Annotated in this window: 14 protein-coding genes; 8 read left to right on the top strand and 6 right to left on the bottom strand. The window is 70.5% G+C overall.

All coding sequences use genetic code 11. From position 1 onward, the window contains the following. Window positions 1–52: 52 nt before the first annotated feature. From ACX6XY_RS03245 to ACX6XY_RS03235, 3 genes are all read right to left on the bottom strand, one after another. The gene (locus ACX6XY_RS03245; RefSeq protein ID WP_460326072.1) at window positions 53–295 is read right to left on the bottom strand and encodes a helix-turn-helix domain-containing protein; all 243 of its coding nucleotides are present in this window, start codon (window positions 293–295) and stop codon (window positions 53–55) included. Then, complete coding sequence (locus ACX6XY_RS03240) at window positions 292–1,056, bottom strand: hypothetical protein (protein WP_460326070.1); 765 nt, start codon at window positions 1,054–1,056, stop codon at window positions 292–294. Before ACX6XY_RS03240 ends, ACX6XY_RS03245 begins: the two co-directional genes overlap by 4 nt. Window positions 1,057–1,254: 198 nt before the next feature. Beyond that, window positions 1,255–1,413, bottom strand: a complete 159-nt coding sequence (locus tag ACX6XY_RS03235; protein ID WP_460326067.1) for a hypothetical protein — start codon at window positions 1,411–1,413, stop codon at window positions 1,255–1,257. 248 nt (window positions 1,414–1,661) lie between these two features. On the opposite strand from ACX6XY_RS03235, the gene ACX6XY_RS03230 reads away from it, so the two are divergent. Beyond that, window positions 1,662–4,409, top strand: coding sequence for an AfsR/SARP family transcriptional regulator (locus ACX6XY_RS03230; protein ID WP_460326065.1), 2,748 nt, complete (start codon window positions 1,662–1,664; stop codon window positions 4,407–4,409). 30 nt (window positions 4,410–4,439) lie between these two features. Here the strand turns inward: ACX6XY_RS03230 and ACX6XY_RS03225 are convergent, their stop codons facing one another. Beyond that, window positions 4,440–5,342: a serine/threonine protein kinase gene (locus ACX6XY_RS03225; RefSeq protein WP_460326063.1), complete on the bottom strand. Its 903-nt coding sequence runs from the start codon at window positions 5,340–5,342 to the stop codon at window positions 4,440–4,442. A gap of 40 nt (window positions 5,343–5,382) precedes the next feature. On the opposite strand from ACX6XY_RS03225, the gene ACX6XY_RS03220 reads away from it, so the two are divergent. The 7 genes from ACX6XY_RS03220 (at window position 5,383) to ACX6XY_RS03190 (ending at window position 15,207) form a co-directional block, all read left to right on the top strand. After that, the gene (locus tag ACX6XY_RS03220; RefSeq protein WP_460326061.1) at window positions 5,383–6,552 is read left to right on the top strand and encodes a PD-(D/E)XK nuclease family protein; all 1,170 of its coding nucleotides are present in this window, start codon (window positions 5,383–5,385) and stop codon (window positions 6,550–6,552) included. Next, on the top strand, window positions 6,504–6,950 hold the full coding sequence (locus ACX6XY_RS03215; protein WP_460326059.1) for a PD-(D/E)XK nuclease family protein: 447 nt from the start codon (window positions 6,504–6,506) through the stop codon (window positions 6,948–6,950). The genes ACX6XY_RS03220 and ACX6XY_RS03215 overlap by 49 nt, the downstream gene beginning before the upstream one ends. Next, on the top strand, window positions 6,947–8,092 hold the full coding sequence (locus ACX6XY_RS03210) for a pPIWI_RE_Y domain-containing protein (protein WP_460326057.1): 1,146 nt from the start codon (window positions 6,947–6,949) through the stop codon (window positions 8,090–8,092). The genes ACX6XY_RS03215 and ACX6XY_RS03210 overlap by 4 nt, the downstream gene beginning before the upstream one ends. Next, a complete protein-coding gene (locus tag ACX6XY_RS03205; RefSeq protein WP_460326055.1) occupies window positions 8,085–11,597 on the top strand; it encodes a pPIWI_RE_Z domain-containing protein in 3,513 nt (1,170 codons plus the stop codon). Before ACX6XY_RS03210 ends, ACX6XY_RS03205 begins: the two co-directional genes overlap by 8 nt. A gap of 32 nt (window positions 11,598–11,629) precedes the next feature. After that, window positions 11,630–14,323: a pPIWI_RE module domain-containing protein gene (locus tag ACX6XY_RS03200; protein WP_460326053.1), complete on the top strand. Its 2,694-nt coding sequence runs from the start codon at window positions 11,630–11,632 to the stop codon at window positions 14,321–14,323. Between the two features lie 159 nt (window positions 14,324–14,482). Continuing rightward, complete coding sequence (locus ACX6XY_RS03195) at window positions 14,483–14,605, top strand: hypothetical protein (protein WP_460326050.1); 123 nt, start codon at window positions 14,483–14,485, stop codon at window positions 14,603–14,605. Between the two features lie 26 nt (window positions 14,606–14,631). Continuing rightward, window positions 14,632–15,207, top strand: coding sequence for a Type-2Aa cytolytic delta-endotoxin (locus ACX6XY_RS03190; RefSeq protein WP_460326048.1), 576 nt, complete (start codon window positions 14,632–14,634; stop codon window positions 15,205–15,207). Between the two features lie 247 nt (window positions 15,208–15,454). Here ACX6XY_RS03190 and ACX6XY_RS03185 read toward each other — a convergent pair whose 3' ends face one another. Beyond that, the gene (locus ACX6XY_RS03185; RefSeq protein WP_460326046.1) at window positions 15,455–15,700 is read right to left on the bottom strand and encodes a DUF397 domain-containing protein; all 246 of its coding nucleotides are present in this window, start codon (window positions 15,698–15,700) and stop codon (window positions 15,455–15,457) included. Beyond that, entirely contained in the window at window positions 15,697–16,539 is an 843-nt protein-coding gene (locus tag ACX6XY_RS03180; protein ID WP_460326044.1) for a helix-turn-helix domain-containing protein, read from the bottom strand. The genes ACX6XY_RS03185 and ACX6XY_RS03180 overlap by 4 nt, the downstream gene beginning before the upstream one ends. Window positions 16,540–16,621 lie beyond the last annotated feature (82 nt).

Raw genomic sequence — 16,621 nt, 5'->3', positions numbered from 1 at the left:
AGCGCCCTTCTTGCTTGTCAGAAGCTGATGTCCGGACCGTCCGCGTTCAGCTTCAGGTCTCCACGCTGTACACCGGACGGTCCTCGATCCCCAGGGCGCGCATCAGCTCGTTGGTCGGAATCCTGTACCTGCCCCCGACGCGGAGAACGGAGCAGGGGAACTCGTCCCTGCGGACCAACCGGTACGCGGTCGTGGAGCCGATCCCGAGCGCTCGGGCCGCCGTCCGCAGATCCACCGCGACGGGCAGGTCGAACATCTCGGTGAAACTGAGTCGGCCTTCTGCCGGGTCCTTCATCCTCGCCTCCCCGCCGGGCGAACCGATCGGCCGTTCACGCGGCGCCCGGACCGTTGCTTCTTCCGGGGGGCGTGGCACGTCGAACGGTCCCCCGGACCGTCGTCGGTGTCGACGAGGACCCCCGTGCGCAGATGCTCCGGGCGGACCCGGAAGCGCAGCGGTGCGCGCAGCCCGTCCGGGGAGTCCGGACGGTCGACCCGCACGTCCAGGCTCTCCTCGTTCGGAGCGTCCGCCTCCCCGCCGGACGCGGTGAGTCCGCGTTCTCGGGCGATGCGGTCGACCTCGGTGGAGGGGAACTCCCGCAGGCCGTCGCGGGCGAAGCGCCACGCCCTGGTGCGCGCCGCGTGGATCAGAGAGGAGCTGGAGAGGCGGCTCGCGGCGTCCGGGGCCGCCAGTTCCTCCAGGAGGGCCAAGGCCATCTCGGCTTCCACGTCCGACCGGTCGGCGCGCAGGCGCGTGCAGACGCGGTGGACCGTCCCGGTCAGCCGGGGCAAGACCAGCCAGATCACCAGGAGCTTCCCGGTGCCGTGTGGAGCGAGGTCACTCAGCGCGGTGCGGAGTACCTCCTTCCAGACCGCGGCGGCGAACTGCGGGTCGGAGCCCGGACCGTACAAGGCCTCGTACGTCTCGGCGGCGGTTAGCCGGACCGGCTCCGCCCGCTCGACGCCCGTAGAAACGGTCACGAGGACCGTGTCGCCGAGCCGGGGTTGGTCGAAGTGCCGCCTCACCGAGGCGAACACACTGCTGGATAGCGCGTACATCAGGAAATGTCCTCTCACCTGTGGGGTGGTCATATCACCCCAGATGCGGATGGAACGGAAGGGGGTCCCAGGCGCCCCACTTTGATGCGTGCGTATGCGGTGTTGGTCTTGTCGACCGGGATTCGCCGACTTCGACCACGAGCGTGTGACAGGTGCGGTGGGTGCCCGTCCGGGACGGGCACCCATGAGTTGTGGAGCTCAGGCGGTCTCGGAGGGCGAGGCGTCCGGCGCCTCGGTGCGCGGGTTCGTCGGCGTGGTGCCCTCGGTCTGGCCGACCGCCCGCCGGCGGCGGCTCGGCGGCCAGTCGGGGGACTGGCGCAGACGGCTCACCCGACGGTTTCGCTGACGGTTGTTCATAGAGCTTCGGGTTCCTTCCTGATGGGTCGATGGATGACTACGCCGCCCGTCTCGTGCTGCTGCGAGCGGCTGGTGCCATCGTGCCCAGGGGTGAGGGAAGGCCGCGGAGCGGAAACTGAGGAAAAACTGAGGCCTGAGGGGGCGTGAAGGAGTGAGCGCGTGTGAAGCGGCATACCGCGGCGCACAGATGAAGGGCGGTGCCGTGGAGGGGCCGTACCACTACTTCCGGTGCGGAGAAGGGAAGGGCGATGGAGGGGCACGTGCTGGGCCCGGTCAGAGCCGAAGGGAACGACGGCGGACGGGTCTTCGGAGTGTCGAAGCCGGCCGCGCTGTTCGCGCTTATGGCGACGTCACCTGGCTGCCGGTGTACCCGGAAGGAGATCGCCGACGTCCTTTGGGAGGGCGAGGGGAACGTCGACCAGCGGGTGGACCGCGCCATCTCCGACCTGCGGGGGCGACTGGGCAGGGAGGCCGTGCCGCAGGGCACGTCGGGATACTGCAGGCTCCGCGTGCCGGAGGGCGGCGTCGATCTGCTCCGCTTCCGCGGCAGGGTGGCGAGGGCCGAGGGGCTGAGCGATCCGGAGCGGTTCGAGCAGCTCGGTGCGGCCCTGGAGGAGTGGGACGGCGGCGAGCCCCTGCGTGGGCTGACCGGGAGGGGCTTCCGGCTGCGCCGGGAGGAGATACGGGCCGAGTTGATGGCCGCCGTGTACGCCCGGCTGGACGCCGCCTGGAAATCCTGGGAGAGGAAATGGCTCCGCGAGGAGACGGAGAAATGGTTCGAGCAGGCGCCGGATCTGCCCCAGGTCTTCCGGTTCTACCTGCTCGCCCACGATGACCTGCCAAAGCGACGGCGTGAACGGCTCATCAAGGAATGGGAGAAGCGCAACGGAAAGCCGGACGCCGATGTGCAGAGCGCCATCGACCTGGTCCGGGGAGTCGCCCACCGGTCGAGCGGGACGCCCCTGCCGCCCGTGCCCGACCAGTTGCCCGGCGGCGCACCCAGGCCGGTCGGGCAGGACGCACTGATCCGCGGCCTCGCGAAAGCCGTGTGCGAGGAACAGGACGCCGGCAACCTGGCGCTGGTCCTCATCAGCGGTATGGCGGGTGTCGGGAAGAGCACGGTGGCCCACTGCCTCGCCCGCCGGCTGCGGCAGCGCTTCCCCGACGGGGTGCTCTACGCCGGACTGAACGGGTTCGCCCACGGAGACGTGCGGCCCGCCGAACCGGGCGAGGTCCTGGACGGGTTCCTGGCCGCGCTGCCGCCCTACACCACGGTGACCGGACTCGAGAGCAAGAGCAACGCGCTGCGGTCGGCACTGGCCCACCGCTCGGCACTCATCGTCCTCGACGACGCGCTCGACGCCCGGCAGGTGCTGCCGCTGCTGCCCGGAGACGGCACCTGTGCCGTGATCGTCACCAGCCGCAACGACCTTCTGCGCCTGCGGTCTGAGAGAAAGGTGCTGTTCCGCAAGATGGAGCCGCTGCGAGAGGCGGACGCCCTGGAAGTGCTCCAGGAGAAGGTGTCGGTCGCGGACCGGGCGAAGTACGCCCAGGCCTTCAGCGATCTGGTCCGGCTCTGCGGCCGGCTGCCGCTGGCCCTCGTCGTGGTGGCCCGGCTCCTGGATGACGGTGCGCGTCCGCTGCGTACCCTCCCCGCCCTGGTGCGGCAGATGGAGGAGGAGCGGGCGAAGCTGGACACCCTGCACCTGCCGGAGCACGAACTGTCGGTCCGTGCCGCGCTGAACTGCTCCGCACGCGTACTCGGTGAGGAGGCCCGGCTGCTGCTGTGGCAGCTCGCTGCCCACCCCGGTCCCACCGCCTCCTGGGAGGCGGTGATGGACCTCGGAAGGGCGGCGGGTGAAGGGACGCGCACCGACCGGGCCCTGGCGGAGCTCGTGGCGGCGAACCTGGTGGAGCTCCAGGGCGACCGCTACGGGCTGCACGACCTCGTGCGGGCCTTCGCCCGCCAGCATGTGCGGCCGGGGCCGGACGGAGAGACGGCGGACATCGAGCGGGCGACCGTACGGCAGGTGCTGGAACATCAGCTGCACAACGTCCGCGCCTGCGACCGGGTGCTCGACCACGAGCGCACCCTTCCCATCGGCGAGCCCGACGGAGTCACGGTCACCGAACCCGCGGAACCGGCACAGGCGATGGGGTTCCTGGACGAGGAGTACCCCGCGGTCCAACGAGGTATCCGGTTAGCCATCGACCAGGGCATCGAACGGTACGAATGGCTGCTTCCGATGGCCCTGGTCACCTATCAGTGGCGCCGTCACCTCCTCGACGACGCGCTGACGAACCTCCGGTACGCCGCCGCGGCAGCGGAATCCGCCGCCGCCCCGGTCGATTGCGCCATGGTCTACCGGATGCTGGCGGGGACACGGTGGCGGCTCGGCATGTACGACGCGGCTGTGGGCCACCTGCGCCGGGCCGTCCGGCTCAGTGAGGAGGACCACAGCGAGGCAGGCCGACTGAGTCTGGCCCGATCGCTGCACCGGCTCGGGATCACCCTGCGCAGGCAGGGCGAGTGGACGGGGGCGGAGGAAGCGCTGTGCCAGGCGCTGGAGTTGTGCGGGGAGGTATCCGACCCGGTCGGGGAGGCGGCCGCCCTGAACGCCATCGGCGCGCTTCACCACGACCGGGGTGATCATGAGCAGGCGCTCCGCCGGTGCGCTGACGCCCTGGACGTGGTGGGGCGCACGGTGGAGCGCAGCGGCCTGGCCGACGTGCTGTTCACCTTGGCCAAGGTGCACCTGGCCCGCTCCGAGCGGGGCGAGGCCGTCTCTCTGTACCGGCGGGCCTGCGACATCTACCGCGAACAGGAGAACTGGCCCAACGAGGGCAAGGCACGACTGCTTTTCGCGGACGTCCTGGTGTCCGCCGGTGAGACCGAGAAGGCGGTACGGGAACTGGAGAGAGTCATCGTGCTGCGCGAGCTGATGGGTGGCGAAGGCGTACGCGAGATCCGGGAGTCGCTGGAAGGGCTGAGGTGACCCGCCGGGCTGGCGACCGCCGGGGCGCCGTCACAGCCGGGGCGGATGCGTGCGGTAGTACTCGGTCGGGTCGGGACGCAACCGCTTCGACGGCCGCCGCGAGCCCAGCCGGGGCAGGTACGGGCGGAGTTGGTCGAACACCTCACGGACATCCGCCGGGCGCTCCTCCGCCTCCCACCGGACCATCCACAGGGCGAGAGAGGCGAACTCCGGGGGAAGCTTGGCGAGCCGGTCGGCCGGCAGCACCGGGGCGCCCGGTTCCGCCCGCTCCTCCAGCCCGCCGTAGGGCAGCCGCATGACGATCATCTCCAGCAGGATGCAGCCGAGCCCGAAGATGTCCGCCCGCCGTGTCAGACCTGGCGGGCACGCGTCGGATTGCTCGGGGGAGGCCCAACCACGCGTGCCGCGCTCGAAGGATGTCTCCTCACCCGCCATGACCGCGTGGCCCATATCGATGAGGCGGAGACGGCCGTCCGGTTGCACGATGACGTTCTCGGGTTTGAGATCGCAGTGCACCATGTTCCGGTCGTGCACTTCCCCCAAGATTTCGCACAGCTGGCCGATAATGGCCGCGACATTTTCCGGAATCCTGACGGGCCGGGCCGCCAGCAGGACGTTCTGCAGTTGGCGTCCCTCGACGAACTCCATGACCAGACACCGACGTCCTCGATGCGTCCCGGTGGCGAAAATCTCGGGAATCGCCTGAATGCCCGTCAGCTTCATCATGCGGGAGCTCTCTTCGATGAGCTTCCTGCCAGCCCGAGAGAAGTCACTCTCGGGTCCAAGATCTCGGGCCTTCTGGAGCTTCAGCGCCACCCGCTCCCCGCTCCTGCGGTCGCGGCCGAGGAAGAGGTCGCCCTGGCCGCCGTCACCGACCATGTCCAGCACCTCGTAACGCTTCTCCACATTGCCGATCTCCTCGATCTCCCTCATGGCCACCCTTCTTTCCTTCGCACGGAAATGGAGCAGAAAATTGTCACAGCCATGGCTGCCCCCCGACGGGGTGACCCGCACCTCCGACGTCATCACGGTATCCGCCGGAATGTTCAAGGGGGGAGAATTCCGGTGCCCCGCCGCCGATGCCCTCAAGACCCGCGGCTACCACCCCGTCAGTCCCGTACGGCGACGCCGCGAGCGTTTGGAGCACTTCGCTCTCGGCCCCTTCATGGCCGCCTGTGACGCCCGCTACCGGCCCTCCGACAGGCCGCCGCCCCGGACCCGTACCGCGCCCCCGCACGACGGCTTGAGGGCCTGGTCGGAGCACGGCGTAAAAGCGTACGAAGCGGCCTTCCCCGCCGACCCGGAGCGCCCTCTGAGCGAGGTTCCCGAGCCGTGGACGTACTGCTACCGGCCATCCGGCCCCGACCCGCGCGACGCCCAGGAGTACCGCTTCACCGTGTGGGGCCGCTGCCTGGCCTCCGCGGGCGGCGCCTACCGTGAGATCCGTCTGCCCGTGTACCGCCTGAGCCGGGACCTGCCGCCCGACGGATTCACCGCCGCCGTCGCCCTGGTGCTGGCCGAGGGCACTCCCGGTCCGCCGCCGGATCACCTGCGGATTGTGGAGTTCGCGCTGTTCGACGGCCGTACGCGGGAACTCTTCGCCGGTAGCCGGGAGCAGGCACTCGCCCGGTACCGCGAGCACGGCCCCGACGCCCTGGCCGGCGTACTGGACGGACGGGAGTACCGTCCCGGAGCGGCCTGCGCCGGATGCCCCTACCTGTCGGTCTGCCCGGCCCTGCGCGCGGCGCCCGGACTGCTGGGCGTCAAGGCGCCGGGCCGGCCCCGCCGCACGTGGTCGGTGACCAACGGACGTAACTACCGGGCCTGCCCGGCCCGCGATCACATGCGTCGACTGCGCCTGCCCACGGCGGACTCCGTAGAGCGCGAGGTGACGGCCGAGCGCGGCCGGGCCCTGCACGCCTACCTCGCCGACCGGCACGGACACGGATCCCCCGACCGTGCACAGTCGAGGTCCCCGAACAGTGGGTGCCGGACGGATTCGACCTACCCGATCGTGAACGCACCCTCGGCGCGCTCCTGTTGCGGCGGCACGCCGCGGTCTGCCCGCTGCGATGTGTCGAGGACGGGACGGACGTGCGGACCGAACCCCGAGTGGTACGGCACGACACCGCGGCCGACGTAGTGGTGATCGCCGAGCCCGACCTGCTCTACCGGGACGCTGACTCATGGGTGTGGCGCGAGACCAAGACCTCCGCCACCGACCGGCGGTCCCTCCGCCCCCTGCTGGAGCTCTACCCCCAACTGGCCCTGGCGGTCGTGCTGATCGCCCGCGGTGACCTGGGCGGCGCTCCGTCCTGTGCCCGAGTCGAGTTGGAGGTACTGCGCCCCGGCGGCGCCGACCTGGAGATCATCGACCCCTTCGCTCCAGCCAACCGGACCGCGGCGGAGGGAGTCCTGCGGGCGATGGTGGCCGACTGGCACGGGGACGACCACTACCCGGCCGTACCCGGACGCTCCTGCGAGCGGTGCGAAGTGGCCCGATGGTGCTCGGCGTCGCCCGCTGCGGAGTCCGCGGCATGAGGGCGGGTGCGGCCCACCGGGCCGACCGATCGGACACCTGGGAGGTGCCCGAGGGCGTGGGCGGCGAACTCTTCCTTGAGCTCGCCCGCATGGTGGCGGCCCTCGCCGAGATCGAGGGGCTCCGCTCGTTCGCCCTGCCCTATCCCGGCCTCGCCCAGCGTGCGCTGGACCACACGGTGACGCACTGCCTCGATGCCGGGGAGGCACCGCCGAGGAGCCTTCCGGAGCTGTGGGAGTGGTGCCGGGTCAGGCCGGCGGGCGATCCGCTTTTCGCGGTTCCCGCCTCCCTGGTCACTCCGGGCGCGACGCTGGTGCACCCGGTTGGCCGGGTGCCGACCCGGTCGTGCCTCGAACTCGCTTCGCACGGGCCGGATGGGGGCGTGGCGGCGCACGCCCACGTGCTTCTGGGCGACCTGGAAGCGCGGTGCGGACCGGGCGAGCGCTACCGGCGGTGCCGCGGATTCCTGGCGAGCCACCCGGTGGTCCACCAACGGGACCGCTTCGAGCCCGCCTGGAGCAAGGCCGTCTGGAACTGGGTCAAGCACCTCTACGGGCCGATTCCCGAATCCCTGCTCGCCTCCGGAGACTTCCTGTGCTGCCGTTCCTGCGGACTCCCCGCGCTGGCTCAGGACAGAGCCGCGCCCGTGTCCGGGCCGTCCGCGACCGGCGCGGACATCTGGTGCGAGGGCGAGGAATGCCCGCGTGACGAACCCCCGCAGCAGGTCCACGAACCGGACCAGGCGTGGATCCTGCGACGCTCGCTGCGGACGTTCCTCGCGCTGCCGTACCACACCGAAGAGGCCGCCCTGAACGCACTGGATCACGCCGGGATCGACCACGAGGCCCTGTCGGGGCCACTGTCCGCCCACCGGCTGCGGGGCACCGGTCCCGGAATCGTGGACATCCAGGTATACGACCGCTTGCAGCCGGCCCTCCTTGCCATACAACTCGCCGACAGCGAACCCCCCGCGGACCGCACCTTCGTCGTGGTCCCTGAGGCGCTCACCGGGAGGGACGGCTACCGGGAGGCCTTCACCGCAGCCCTTCCCGCGCTCCTGCGGGACCGGGTGGTGCTCACCACACCCGCGGATCTCGTGCCCGACCTGGGACGGGACCGGAGAGAGGAGAAGGACGATGCGTAGCATCACCCCGCCCCTGACCGACGTGCTCCGCGCACTCCAGGCGTTCCTGGGGCCGTCCTTCCCCAAGCCAGCCCTGGAAGACCTCTGCCAGGTGGAACTCGGGCTGTACCTCCAACAGAAGCTGATGCCGGGCAGCCCCGCGGGCAGCGCCTGGGTGCTGTTCAGCGGATACGGGTTCGCCGAGGCGCACGGAACGCCGCTGCCACCGAACGCCGCGCAGACGCTGCGTGTCGCCCGGTACTCGCTGTGGACGCTGCGCAGGAGCCGTACCTGGCGTGAGGCTCTGGAGCGCTACCAGCTGTCCGACCCTCGGGTGCGCGGTTACGACGTACCGGACACCGAGTCGCCCGCCGCCCGCCGCGAACCTTCCGTCGCCAGCGACCGTTTCCCCGTCTACGAGCAACTGCTGTGTGTCGCACCGCCGTTGGCGGGCACACGCATGCCGGTCGCGAGCCAGGGACCGCACACTTTCCCCGTCAGCCGCACCGCGGCCGTCGTCGACCTGCCGGCGGTTCCCCACACCCCCCTCGTCGCCCACGACATGGACCTGGAACCGGCCGGCGGCGGCGAGCCCCTGGTCTTCACCAGGAAGAGCCTGGAGCGCACCGCGGCGGAGATGGACGCCACGCACGCCCGAGTCGGCGAGGGAAGACCGCCGCGCTGGCTGGGGCGGCTGCGGGACTTCGACCTGTCTGCCATGGAGAACGGCACCTTTCACAAGGCCGGCAAGGACGAGGACTTCACGTTCACGGTCGACGGGATCCAGCACTTGCTCGGCATCGTCGGCGCGGGCAAGAGCACGCTGCGCGACATCATCGCCGTCCATCTCGCCAAGCTCGGTAAGCGCACCACCATCGTGGTCACCGACGTCGCGGAGGTGCTGAAGCTCGTCCAGCTCTACGATCTCTACACCGACGGCGCCGCCGCACCCGTGCTCGGCTCCTCCGGCCGGGAGAGGCACGCCCAGCGGCTGCACCGCCGACTCGCCGGGCGGGGCGAGCACCGGTTGCTCGCCCACGACGACCCCGCCTTCGCCTACCTCGGGACCTCCTGCGTGCTCAACGTCAGGCGGCAGGGAGTTCCTTCGCCCCCCGAGCCGCTCGCTTTCGGCGAGGCGCCCTGCTCCCGGCTCCGGCCACTGGCTGCCCCGCGGCGCGACAAGGGTGGCGGACGGGCGTCCGAATGGCAGAAAGGGGCGAAGAGCTGTCCGTACTGGTCCGCCTGCCCTCGGCACCACGGAGCCCGCACCCTGGTCGGCGCCCTGATCTGGGTGGCCACGCCGGCCGGACTGATCGACGCCTCGCCGCCCCTTCCCCAGAACGGCGAGCGCATCCGCTATCTCGAACTCGCCTGCCGCCGCAGCGACCTCGTGATCATCGACGAGGCCGACCGTGTGCAGATGCAGCTCGACCAGACCTTCGCACCCGCCGTCGTCCTCGCCAGCGACGAGGACAAGGGACTCATCGACCAGCTGAACCGACACAAGATCCGGGAACTCGCGGCGAGCGGGCGCACCCAGCTCTCCGAACGGGACGTGGAGACCTTCGCCGCGGCCCTCAACACCGCCGGATCGGCCACCGACCGGCTGTACGCGATGCTCGTTGCCGGGTACGAACTGCGCGACTGGGTGCGGACGGGCTACTTCAGTGCCTGGACGATCCAGATCAGGCTGCTCGACGAGCGCTACGAACTCCCCGAAGGCAGCGGGCCGGAACATCCGAACCACGCCCCCAGACAGGCCCTCGGCAAGCTCCTCGACGCCTTCCGCGACAACCCCTTCGGCGACCGCCGCCGCAGGACGGAGGAGGACTTCAGCCGACTGACCGCCCTGCTCAACGAACTGCTCCACACCGGCAACCCGGAGAACACCCGGCGCCGTCTGACCGAGGTCATGGACGAGGTCTTCCGCGTCGACGCGCGGTACATGGCCGCCCGGAAGCAGCAGTACAAGGAGAAGTACGAGGAGTGGCAGTGCGAGGAGGAGGAACGGCGGAAGAAGCGCGGGCGCCGCCGGAAGCCCAAGCCGCCGCCCCAGACTCCCGAGCAGTGGCGGCAGAAGCTCGCCGAACGCTTCGAGTTCATGCTGCTGCTCAGCGCCCTGGAACCCCGACTCGCCATGATCAACGCCATGTGGCCCCGCGTCGAGGCCGCCCTCAGCCTGGGCTACAACACGATGTACCGGCGGCCGCTCGACTACGGGCCGATGGTGCCCGAGGCCCCGATGGGCAACGTACTCGGCTTCCAGTTCCGGGTTCCGGGCGAGGACGAGGGCGGAGTCCGCAGCGGCGAGCTGACCTTCTTCCGCTGCAGCGGCGTCGGGCGTGAGCTGCTGCGCGCCATGCCCCACCTCGCCTCCGTCGACGGCAGGCCGGGCGCTCATCTGCTGCTCATGTCCGGCAGCAGCTGGGCGGGCGCGTCCAGTCGCTACCACGTCTGCGTCCCGGTCGGCGTGATCATCGAGCCGCGGCCCGAGGTGACCGAACGCATCGCGGACGAGAGCCTGATGCGCTTCGAGTTCATCGACGACGGCGATGAGAAGCTGCGTCTGTCGGGGACCCATCCGGATGACCGCCCCGAGAAGCTGCGCCGCATCGCCACCCACCTCGGCGCGGGGGAGTACGACGCTCCCGAAGGAGGTCCACTGGAGCGCGAGCTGCTCTCCCTCCGTCCGGGGAAGCGTGACCAGATCCTCCTGTTGGTCGGCAGTTACGCCGAGGCACGCATCGTGGCCGACACCCTGCACAACCTCAACTCCCGCTGGCACGACAGCGTGCTGTGCCTGGTATCGGACGACGAGGAGATCGCCCCGGAGGACGAGAAGCCGTCCGCCTACCGCGCCAGGTCGCTCCGCCGGGGCGACGTCGAACACCTGAAGGACCTCGACGCGGACATCCTCGTGGCGCCCCTGCTGGCCGTGGAACGGGGCCACAACATCCTCAACGACGACGATGAGGCGGCCATCGGCACGGTGTACTTCCTGGCACGGCCCAATCCGCACCCCGAAGACCTGTCCCTGGCCGTCCACGCCGTCAACGACTGGATCGTCCGTGCCGTCACCGGCGGTGACTTCGACACCTGGGTACGGGAACAGGACACCGTAGAGGAAGGCGCCGAGGAGGTCCGCCGCCTCGCCCGCTCGCGCTGGTACCAGGTGCTCGCCCGCTCGATGGCGTGGAGCCGCCTCGGCGACGAGGTACGCGAGCAAGTCACCTGGGACATGCTCGTCTTGATGTGGCAGGTGATCGGCCGACTGGTGCGCGGCGGCGTACCGGCCCGAGTGGTCTTCGTCGACTCCGCCTTCGCCCCGAACCGCGAGGCCGTACCGCCACGCCCCGACACCCCCCGCTCCAGCCTGCTGCACAGCGTGCTCGATGTGCTGGACCCGTACTTCGACGGCGGCACGAAGAGCGCGGAGGAGCAGTTCATCGCCCGCGCACTCTACGAGCCGCTCTGGCGCATGCTCACCCGTCTGCTCTCCCCCGCACCCACCCCGACCCGTCCATAAGCGATGAACTCCAGCTTTCCGGAGGTAACTTCGTGTATCACACCATTCGCGTCGCGGCCTACGAGCCCGACCCGCAATACGGCCCGTGGCGGGAGGAGATGCAAGTGCTGCGGCTCGGGGAGGAGTTGCACGCCGAGCTCGCCAGGATGCGCAGCGAGACCGACAAGGGCTCCGTCCGCCCCGACCGGCTCCCCGTACGCAGGCTCAACTCCCTGCTCCAGGCGATGGCTCCGGGTGTCATCGCGACCGGCCGCAACGCCGGAACGGACGGCCGCCTGCCGTGGCTCTACGCGCGGGAAGCCGTCCCGCCGGAGGTGCTGACCCCGGTGATCGGTACCTGGGCGGCGGGCGTGTGCCGGGAAGGGGACGACACCGAAGAGGCTGACCTGGAGGACAGGCTCCGCTCCGACGACCCGGCCGAGGCCGTCCCGCTGCCGCATTGGGAGGCCGAATCGGTCGACCTCGCCGAGACCGTGACCTCGGCGGGCGGAACCGCCGAACCCGCCACGCGGCTCTACAGCCTGCTGCCCGAATGGGTCGCCTTCCGGCTGGCCGCCCGGACGTTCCGCACCGGGGGCGCCACACTCCACTTCCGCGTCGAGAGCTCGGGCAACGGTGCGCGACTCGTCTCCTGGCCGCCGCAGCGGTACGAACGACGCGGGCGGACCTGGTACTACTCGGCCTGCCTCAACATCACCGTCCACACCGTGCCGTTCGCCCCACGGTTTCGCGTCCATGTGTCCACCCAGGTACGCCGGTGGGCCACCCAGCTTGACGTGCGCCCCCACCAGCTCGGAGGCACGACCGTCCTACTCGACACCCCGCTGCCGTGGCCGGGAGGGCCGGACCGGGGCCATCGGCTGATGGTGAACACCCTCGGCTACGACCGACGGCTGAAGGAACTGGCATGGCGTCACCACAGCCCCGCACCGCTCGTTCCTGAACTGGACATCGTACGCAACTACCCCCAGCCCGCAGCGCTCTTCGCCCATCCGGAACGCTGGATCAACGGGTCTGGGGACGTGGCCGCCGGCATCGTCTACCACCCGTCGATCGGCCCGCACAAGGTTGGATCCGGGCTGATGCCACGGGAGCGGGCGGAGCTGGACGCATGGGTCGAGGAAGGGCTGCGCCCCATGCTGACCCGAGTCCCCGACCTCACGCGAGTGACCCGGCGTAACACTCCCTCGCTGCTGCCCCGTTCGGGTGTCGGACGCGGTCCGGGCGTCCGGGACGCACAGCTGGCCTTGCAACGGCGGGCTGCGCTGGCGCGCTCACTGAACGGTCGGCCCCTGGAGATCGACGTCTGCTGGCAGTCCCCAGAGATCCGTGCCGCACTGCTCGCGGAACTGCCGAAGCTCATCGGCTTCCCTCCAGGGGAGAACGCGGGGTCGGCCGACGACGAAACCTGGCGGTGGCGGAGCGAGGGGATCGAGATCCGCGTACGTGCCCGGCCCGCGGGGCCTCTGGCCGATGCCCTGCCGGTCTCGCGGGAGCCCAGGCGCCCCAGGGCCGTCCGGCTGGCCGAAGCCATCGAGGAGCGCTGCCGGCTCGTGGCAGACCGGATGGTCCCGCGAGCCGACGACGGGGTCGGAGTCGTGATCGCGGAGATCGCCGACAAGGAGCGCTTCGACGCCGTCCCTGACTCCGACCCCAAGTACGCGCTGCGCATCGCCTGGGCGCGGCAGGGCCGACTGAGCCAGTTCGTCAACGTGCCCGACGTCACGGGCAGCGCCCTGGAGCACCGGGCCAAGTGGATCTGGCTGGACACCTTCCGGCAGCTGAGCGCGATCAGCCCGCCCGCCCACCGGGTGGGGGCCGGAGTCCCCGACGACCTTCAGTACGCGGCGCTCTGGCTCGTACGCCACACCAGGAAGGGGCCCACGCGGTGTCCTGCCCGTCGGCTGGTCGCGGTGCGGGTCCGCCCCGAATACGGGCCGGGCGTCATCGAGGGGTGGGACGCCGAGCGCGCCGAATGGGTGCCGTACCCGAAGCTGTTGCTGCTGCTCTCTCAGGCAGCGGAACCGGTGGCGACGGAGAGGGAACGGGAGACCGAGCGGCAGATCCGCGCGCTGCTCTTCCAGCTCCGCGACCGTCCGACGCTCCTGCTGGCGGACGCCGGTAATCTGCGCCAGTGCTGGCCCGGCCTGCGGAACGGCAAACTGGACCGCGACATGCTCGGCTTCGGTGCCGAACCCGCCCAGCGCCACACGCTCTACGGAGACGATCTGCGGGTGGTGCTCGTACGGGATGCCAACACGCGGGAGGAAGTGGCGGAGTGGTACGCCCACGACGCGGAGGGCGAAGTCGGCTTCGCCGAGGGCGTGTGGGGGACGGCGGAGCCGGCGAGCCGTGTCTTCGCGAGTACGGCCTCGAAGCCGCACACGGTGGCGAAACTGCCGAAGGGACTCATGAAACTGGCGCCCACGGCACAGGGCCGGACAGCACCCGGAAAAACCGCCTGGAACCCCGGACAACTGGAGATCACCGTGCTCGGCTGCCTGTCGGCGAAGACGCTGGCGGACTCGGGGCGTACAGGGGACCTGCCTGACCGGCCGGCGGAGTGGGCGACGCTCACGCACCAACTGCGCTACCACGATGACTACCCGCCGCTCGCCCGACCTCTTCCGCTGCACCTGGCACGTCTCGCTGGTGAGTACGTGCTTCCGGTGACCGGAACGAAGGGGCAAACGAAGGAGCAGGGGAGCGCGTCACCCCTTCCATGAGCGGGGTGCCGCTCCGTGCCGGATCACCGCGCGCCAGCGCTCTGCGCGTCTGGGCATGAGGCGCGGCGCGGGCGTGGCAGACGATCTCCCGAAGAGGCGCCCCCCGTCGCCATCGCCCAGGCGGAGACCGCCGCGGCGTAGGAGATCGCGTCGGGCCGCATGAGTGCCCGTCAGGTCTCGGCCGAGGACTTCGTCCTGCGACCGGCCGCGCCGTCCGCACGGCGGGACGGCGGTGCCGTCGGGCGGCGGCGGTCGGCATACTGGCCGCTCTTGATCACCTGATCACCGCCGCATCCGTGGGAGGAAGCATGGCCGCCAGCTTCAGAACCGTCATCGAAGTGGGAGAGGAGCACCTCGAACAGGCCCAGGCAGTCGACCGGTTGTTCCAGGACGCGATCGCTCCCGCGACCGTCAACTTCGACTTCGCGCACATCCGGGAGGCCGCCGCCGCCCTGCCCCGCAGCGAGGTCGTGAGCATGGTCCGCGGGTGGGGGCTCCAGGAGAACGCCCCGGTCATGGTCATGGTGCTGTCCCTGAAGGAGGCGGTTCGCCAGGCACTGCCCATGGAGTCCGCCGAGGCGGCGGTGTGGGACACCGTCGAGCGGGAACTGGTCCGCGCGTTCACCGGGCTCGCCGCGCAGGAGGGCGCGCCGGGGCTCGCGTACTACCAGGAAGACGCGGACCGGACCTGCTACTACCGTGACCTGTTCTTCCTCCAGGAAGCGGAGACCGGCGAGCACCTCTACGCGATCGCCTTCTGCGTCGACGTGACCCTCGGCGTGGACAAGGCCAGGGCCGGGGCCCTGGAGCTCACGGACGTGGTGCCGTTCTCGGTCCGGCTCAACGCGATCGCGCTGCGCCAGGAACTGTCGCTCGCGTCCTGACCCCCCGACGCGCGTTTCGGCCCGCCGTCCAGGGCCGTCTGGGCGCGCCGCACCGCGCCCGCACCGGCCGTGCCGGTCGCCGGCGTCGCCGGCGGCGTGGATGCTGTCGGCCAACGAGGAGAGTCCGTTGAGCGAGATGCCCCCGCCGCCTGCTCAGCAGACCATCGGTGCGTACGCGCTGGCTCAGGCTCAGCGCCCCGCACGGGACGCCTCGGGGCCGTGCGGGGTGCTCGCGGGTGCGGCGGCGTCAGCCTTGGGTCGCGTACGAGAGGAAGCTCTGCCACGTCTCGGGGGTCACGGCGAGCTGCGGGCCCTGCCGCACCTTGGAGTCCCGGACGTGCACGGTGTCGGGGCATGCGGCCACCTCGACGCAGTCGCCGTCGCTGCCGCTGCTGTAACTGGACTTGTGCCAAGACATCGCCACCTCGACGCAGTCGTCACCGTCGGAGCCGCTGTAACTGCTCTTGAACCAGGCCAGTTCGGACGTGCTCATAGCGCTCCTCGCATTCGCTCCAGCAGGCCCTTGGAGTCCTCGGGGGTGAGGGCCTGTGAGCGCAGTCTTGCATAGCGCTGGAGCATGATACTGACTTCCTTGGAGTCGGTGATCAGCAGGCCGCCGCGCTGTCCCTCGGCGTAGCCGTACCACCGGTTATCGGGTGCCTCCAGCACTTGCAGTGGTCCGTCAAACCCCGCGTGATCGGGCTGCCGCAGCGGCATGATCTGGAGCTCCACGTTGAACCGCTCCGCCTGGTCCAGCAGGTGGTCGATCAGCTCCCGCGTCACCTCCGGCCCGCCCGTGCCCCGTTCGATCAGCGCCTGCTCGATGATGAAGCTGAACGCGATCGGCGGCCGCCGCTGGAACAGCTCCTGGCGCGCCAGACGTGCCGCCACTTGCTGGTTCACCTGCTCCTCGTCCTTGATCGGTGGGACGCTCACCGTCACCGCCCGCGCGTAGGACCCCGGTTGCAGGAGGCCTGGGATCACTCGGCACTCGTACGTCCAAAGGGTCACCGCCTCCGCCTCGAAACTCGCCCACTGCCGGAACCAACTAGCCAACCCCGGCTGCCGCGACAGATGCTTCGCCGCCCCCTGGAGCGCTCCGAACGCGTCCAGGGTCTCCTCCGCCCGCCGGACGAAGTCCGGCTGCGGGAAGCGGCGGCCCTGTTCGATCTTCGCGACCGTCTGGACCGAGCACGGGACCAGCTCGGCGAACTCCTCCTGTGTCACGCCCGCCCGCTTGCGGAAGGCCTTCAGTACCTCGCCGAAGGTCCTGAGACTGTCCGACACCTCCGGCTCACCGCTGCCCTGCGACCCGCCCGCACCGTCCGCCATGCCAGGACACCTCCCGTACACCCGTCCCCGCAGTCCACGCCCAACCCGGCCATCGTTACGGTCAGTTGCCAGCCCTGTCTAC

It is taken from the genome of Streptomyces sp. O3 (assembly GCF_054788135.1).
The sequence above is the reverse complement of the archived record's forward strand: the minus strand, read 5'-3'. Positions and strand labels throughout refer to the sequence as shown.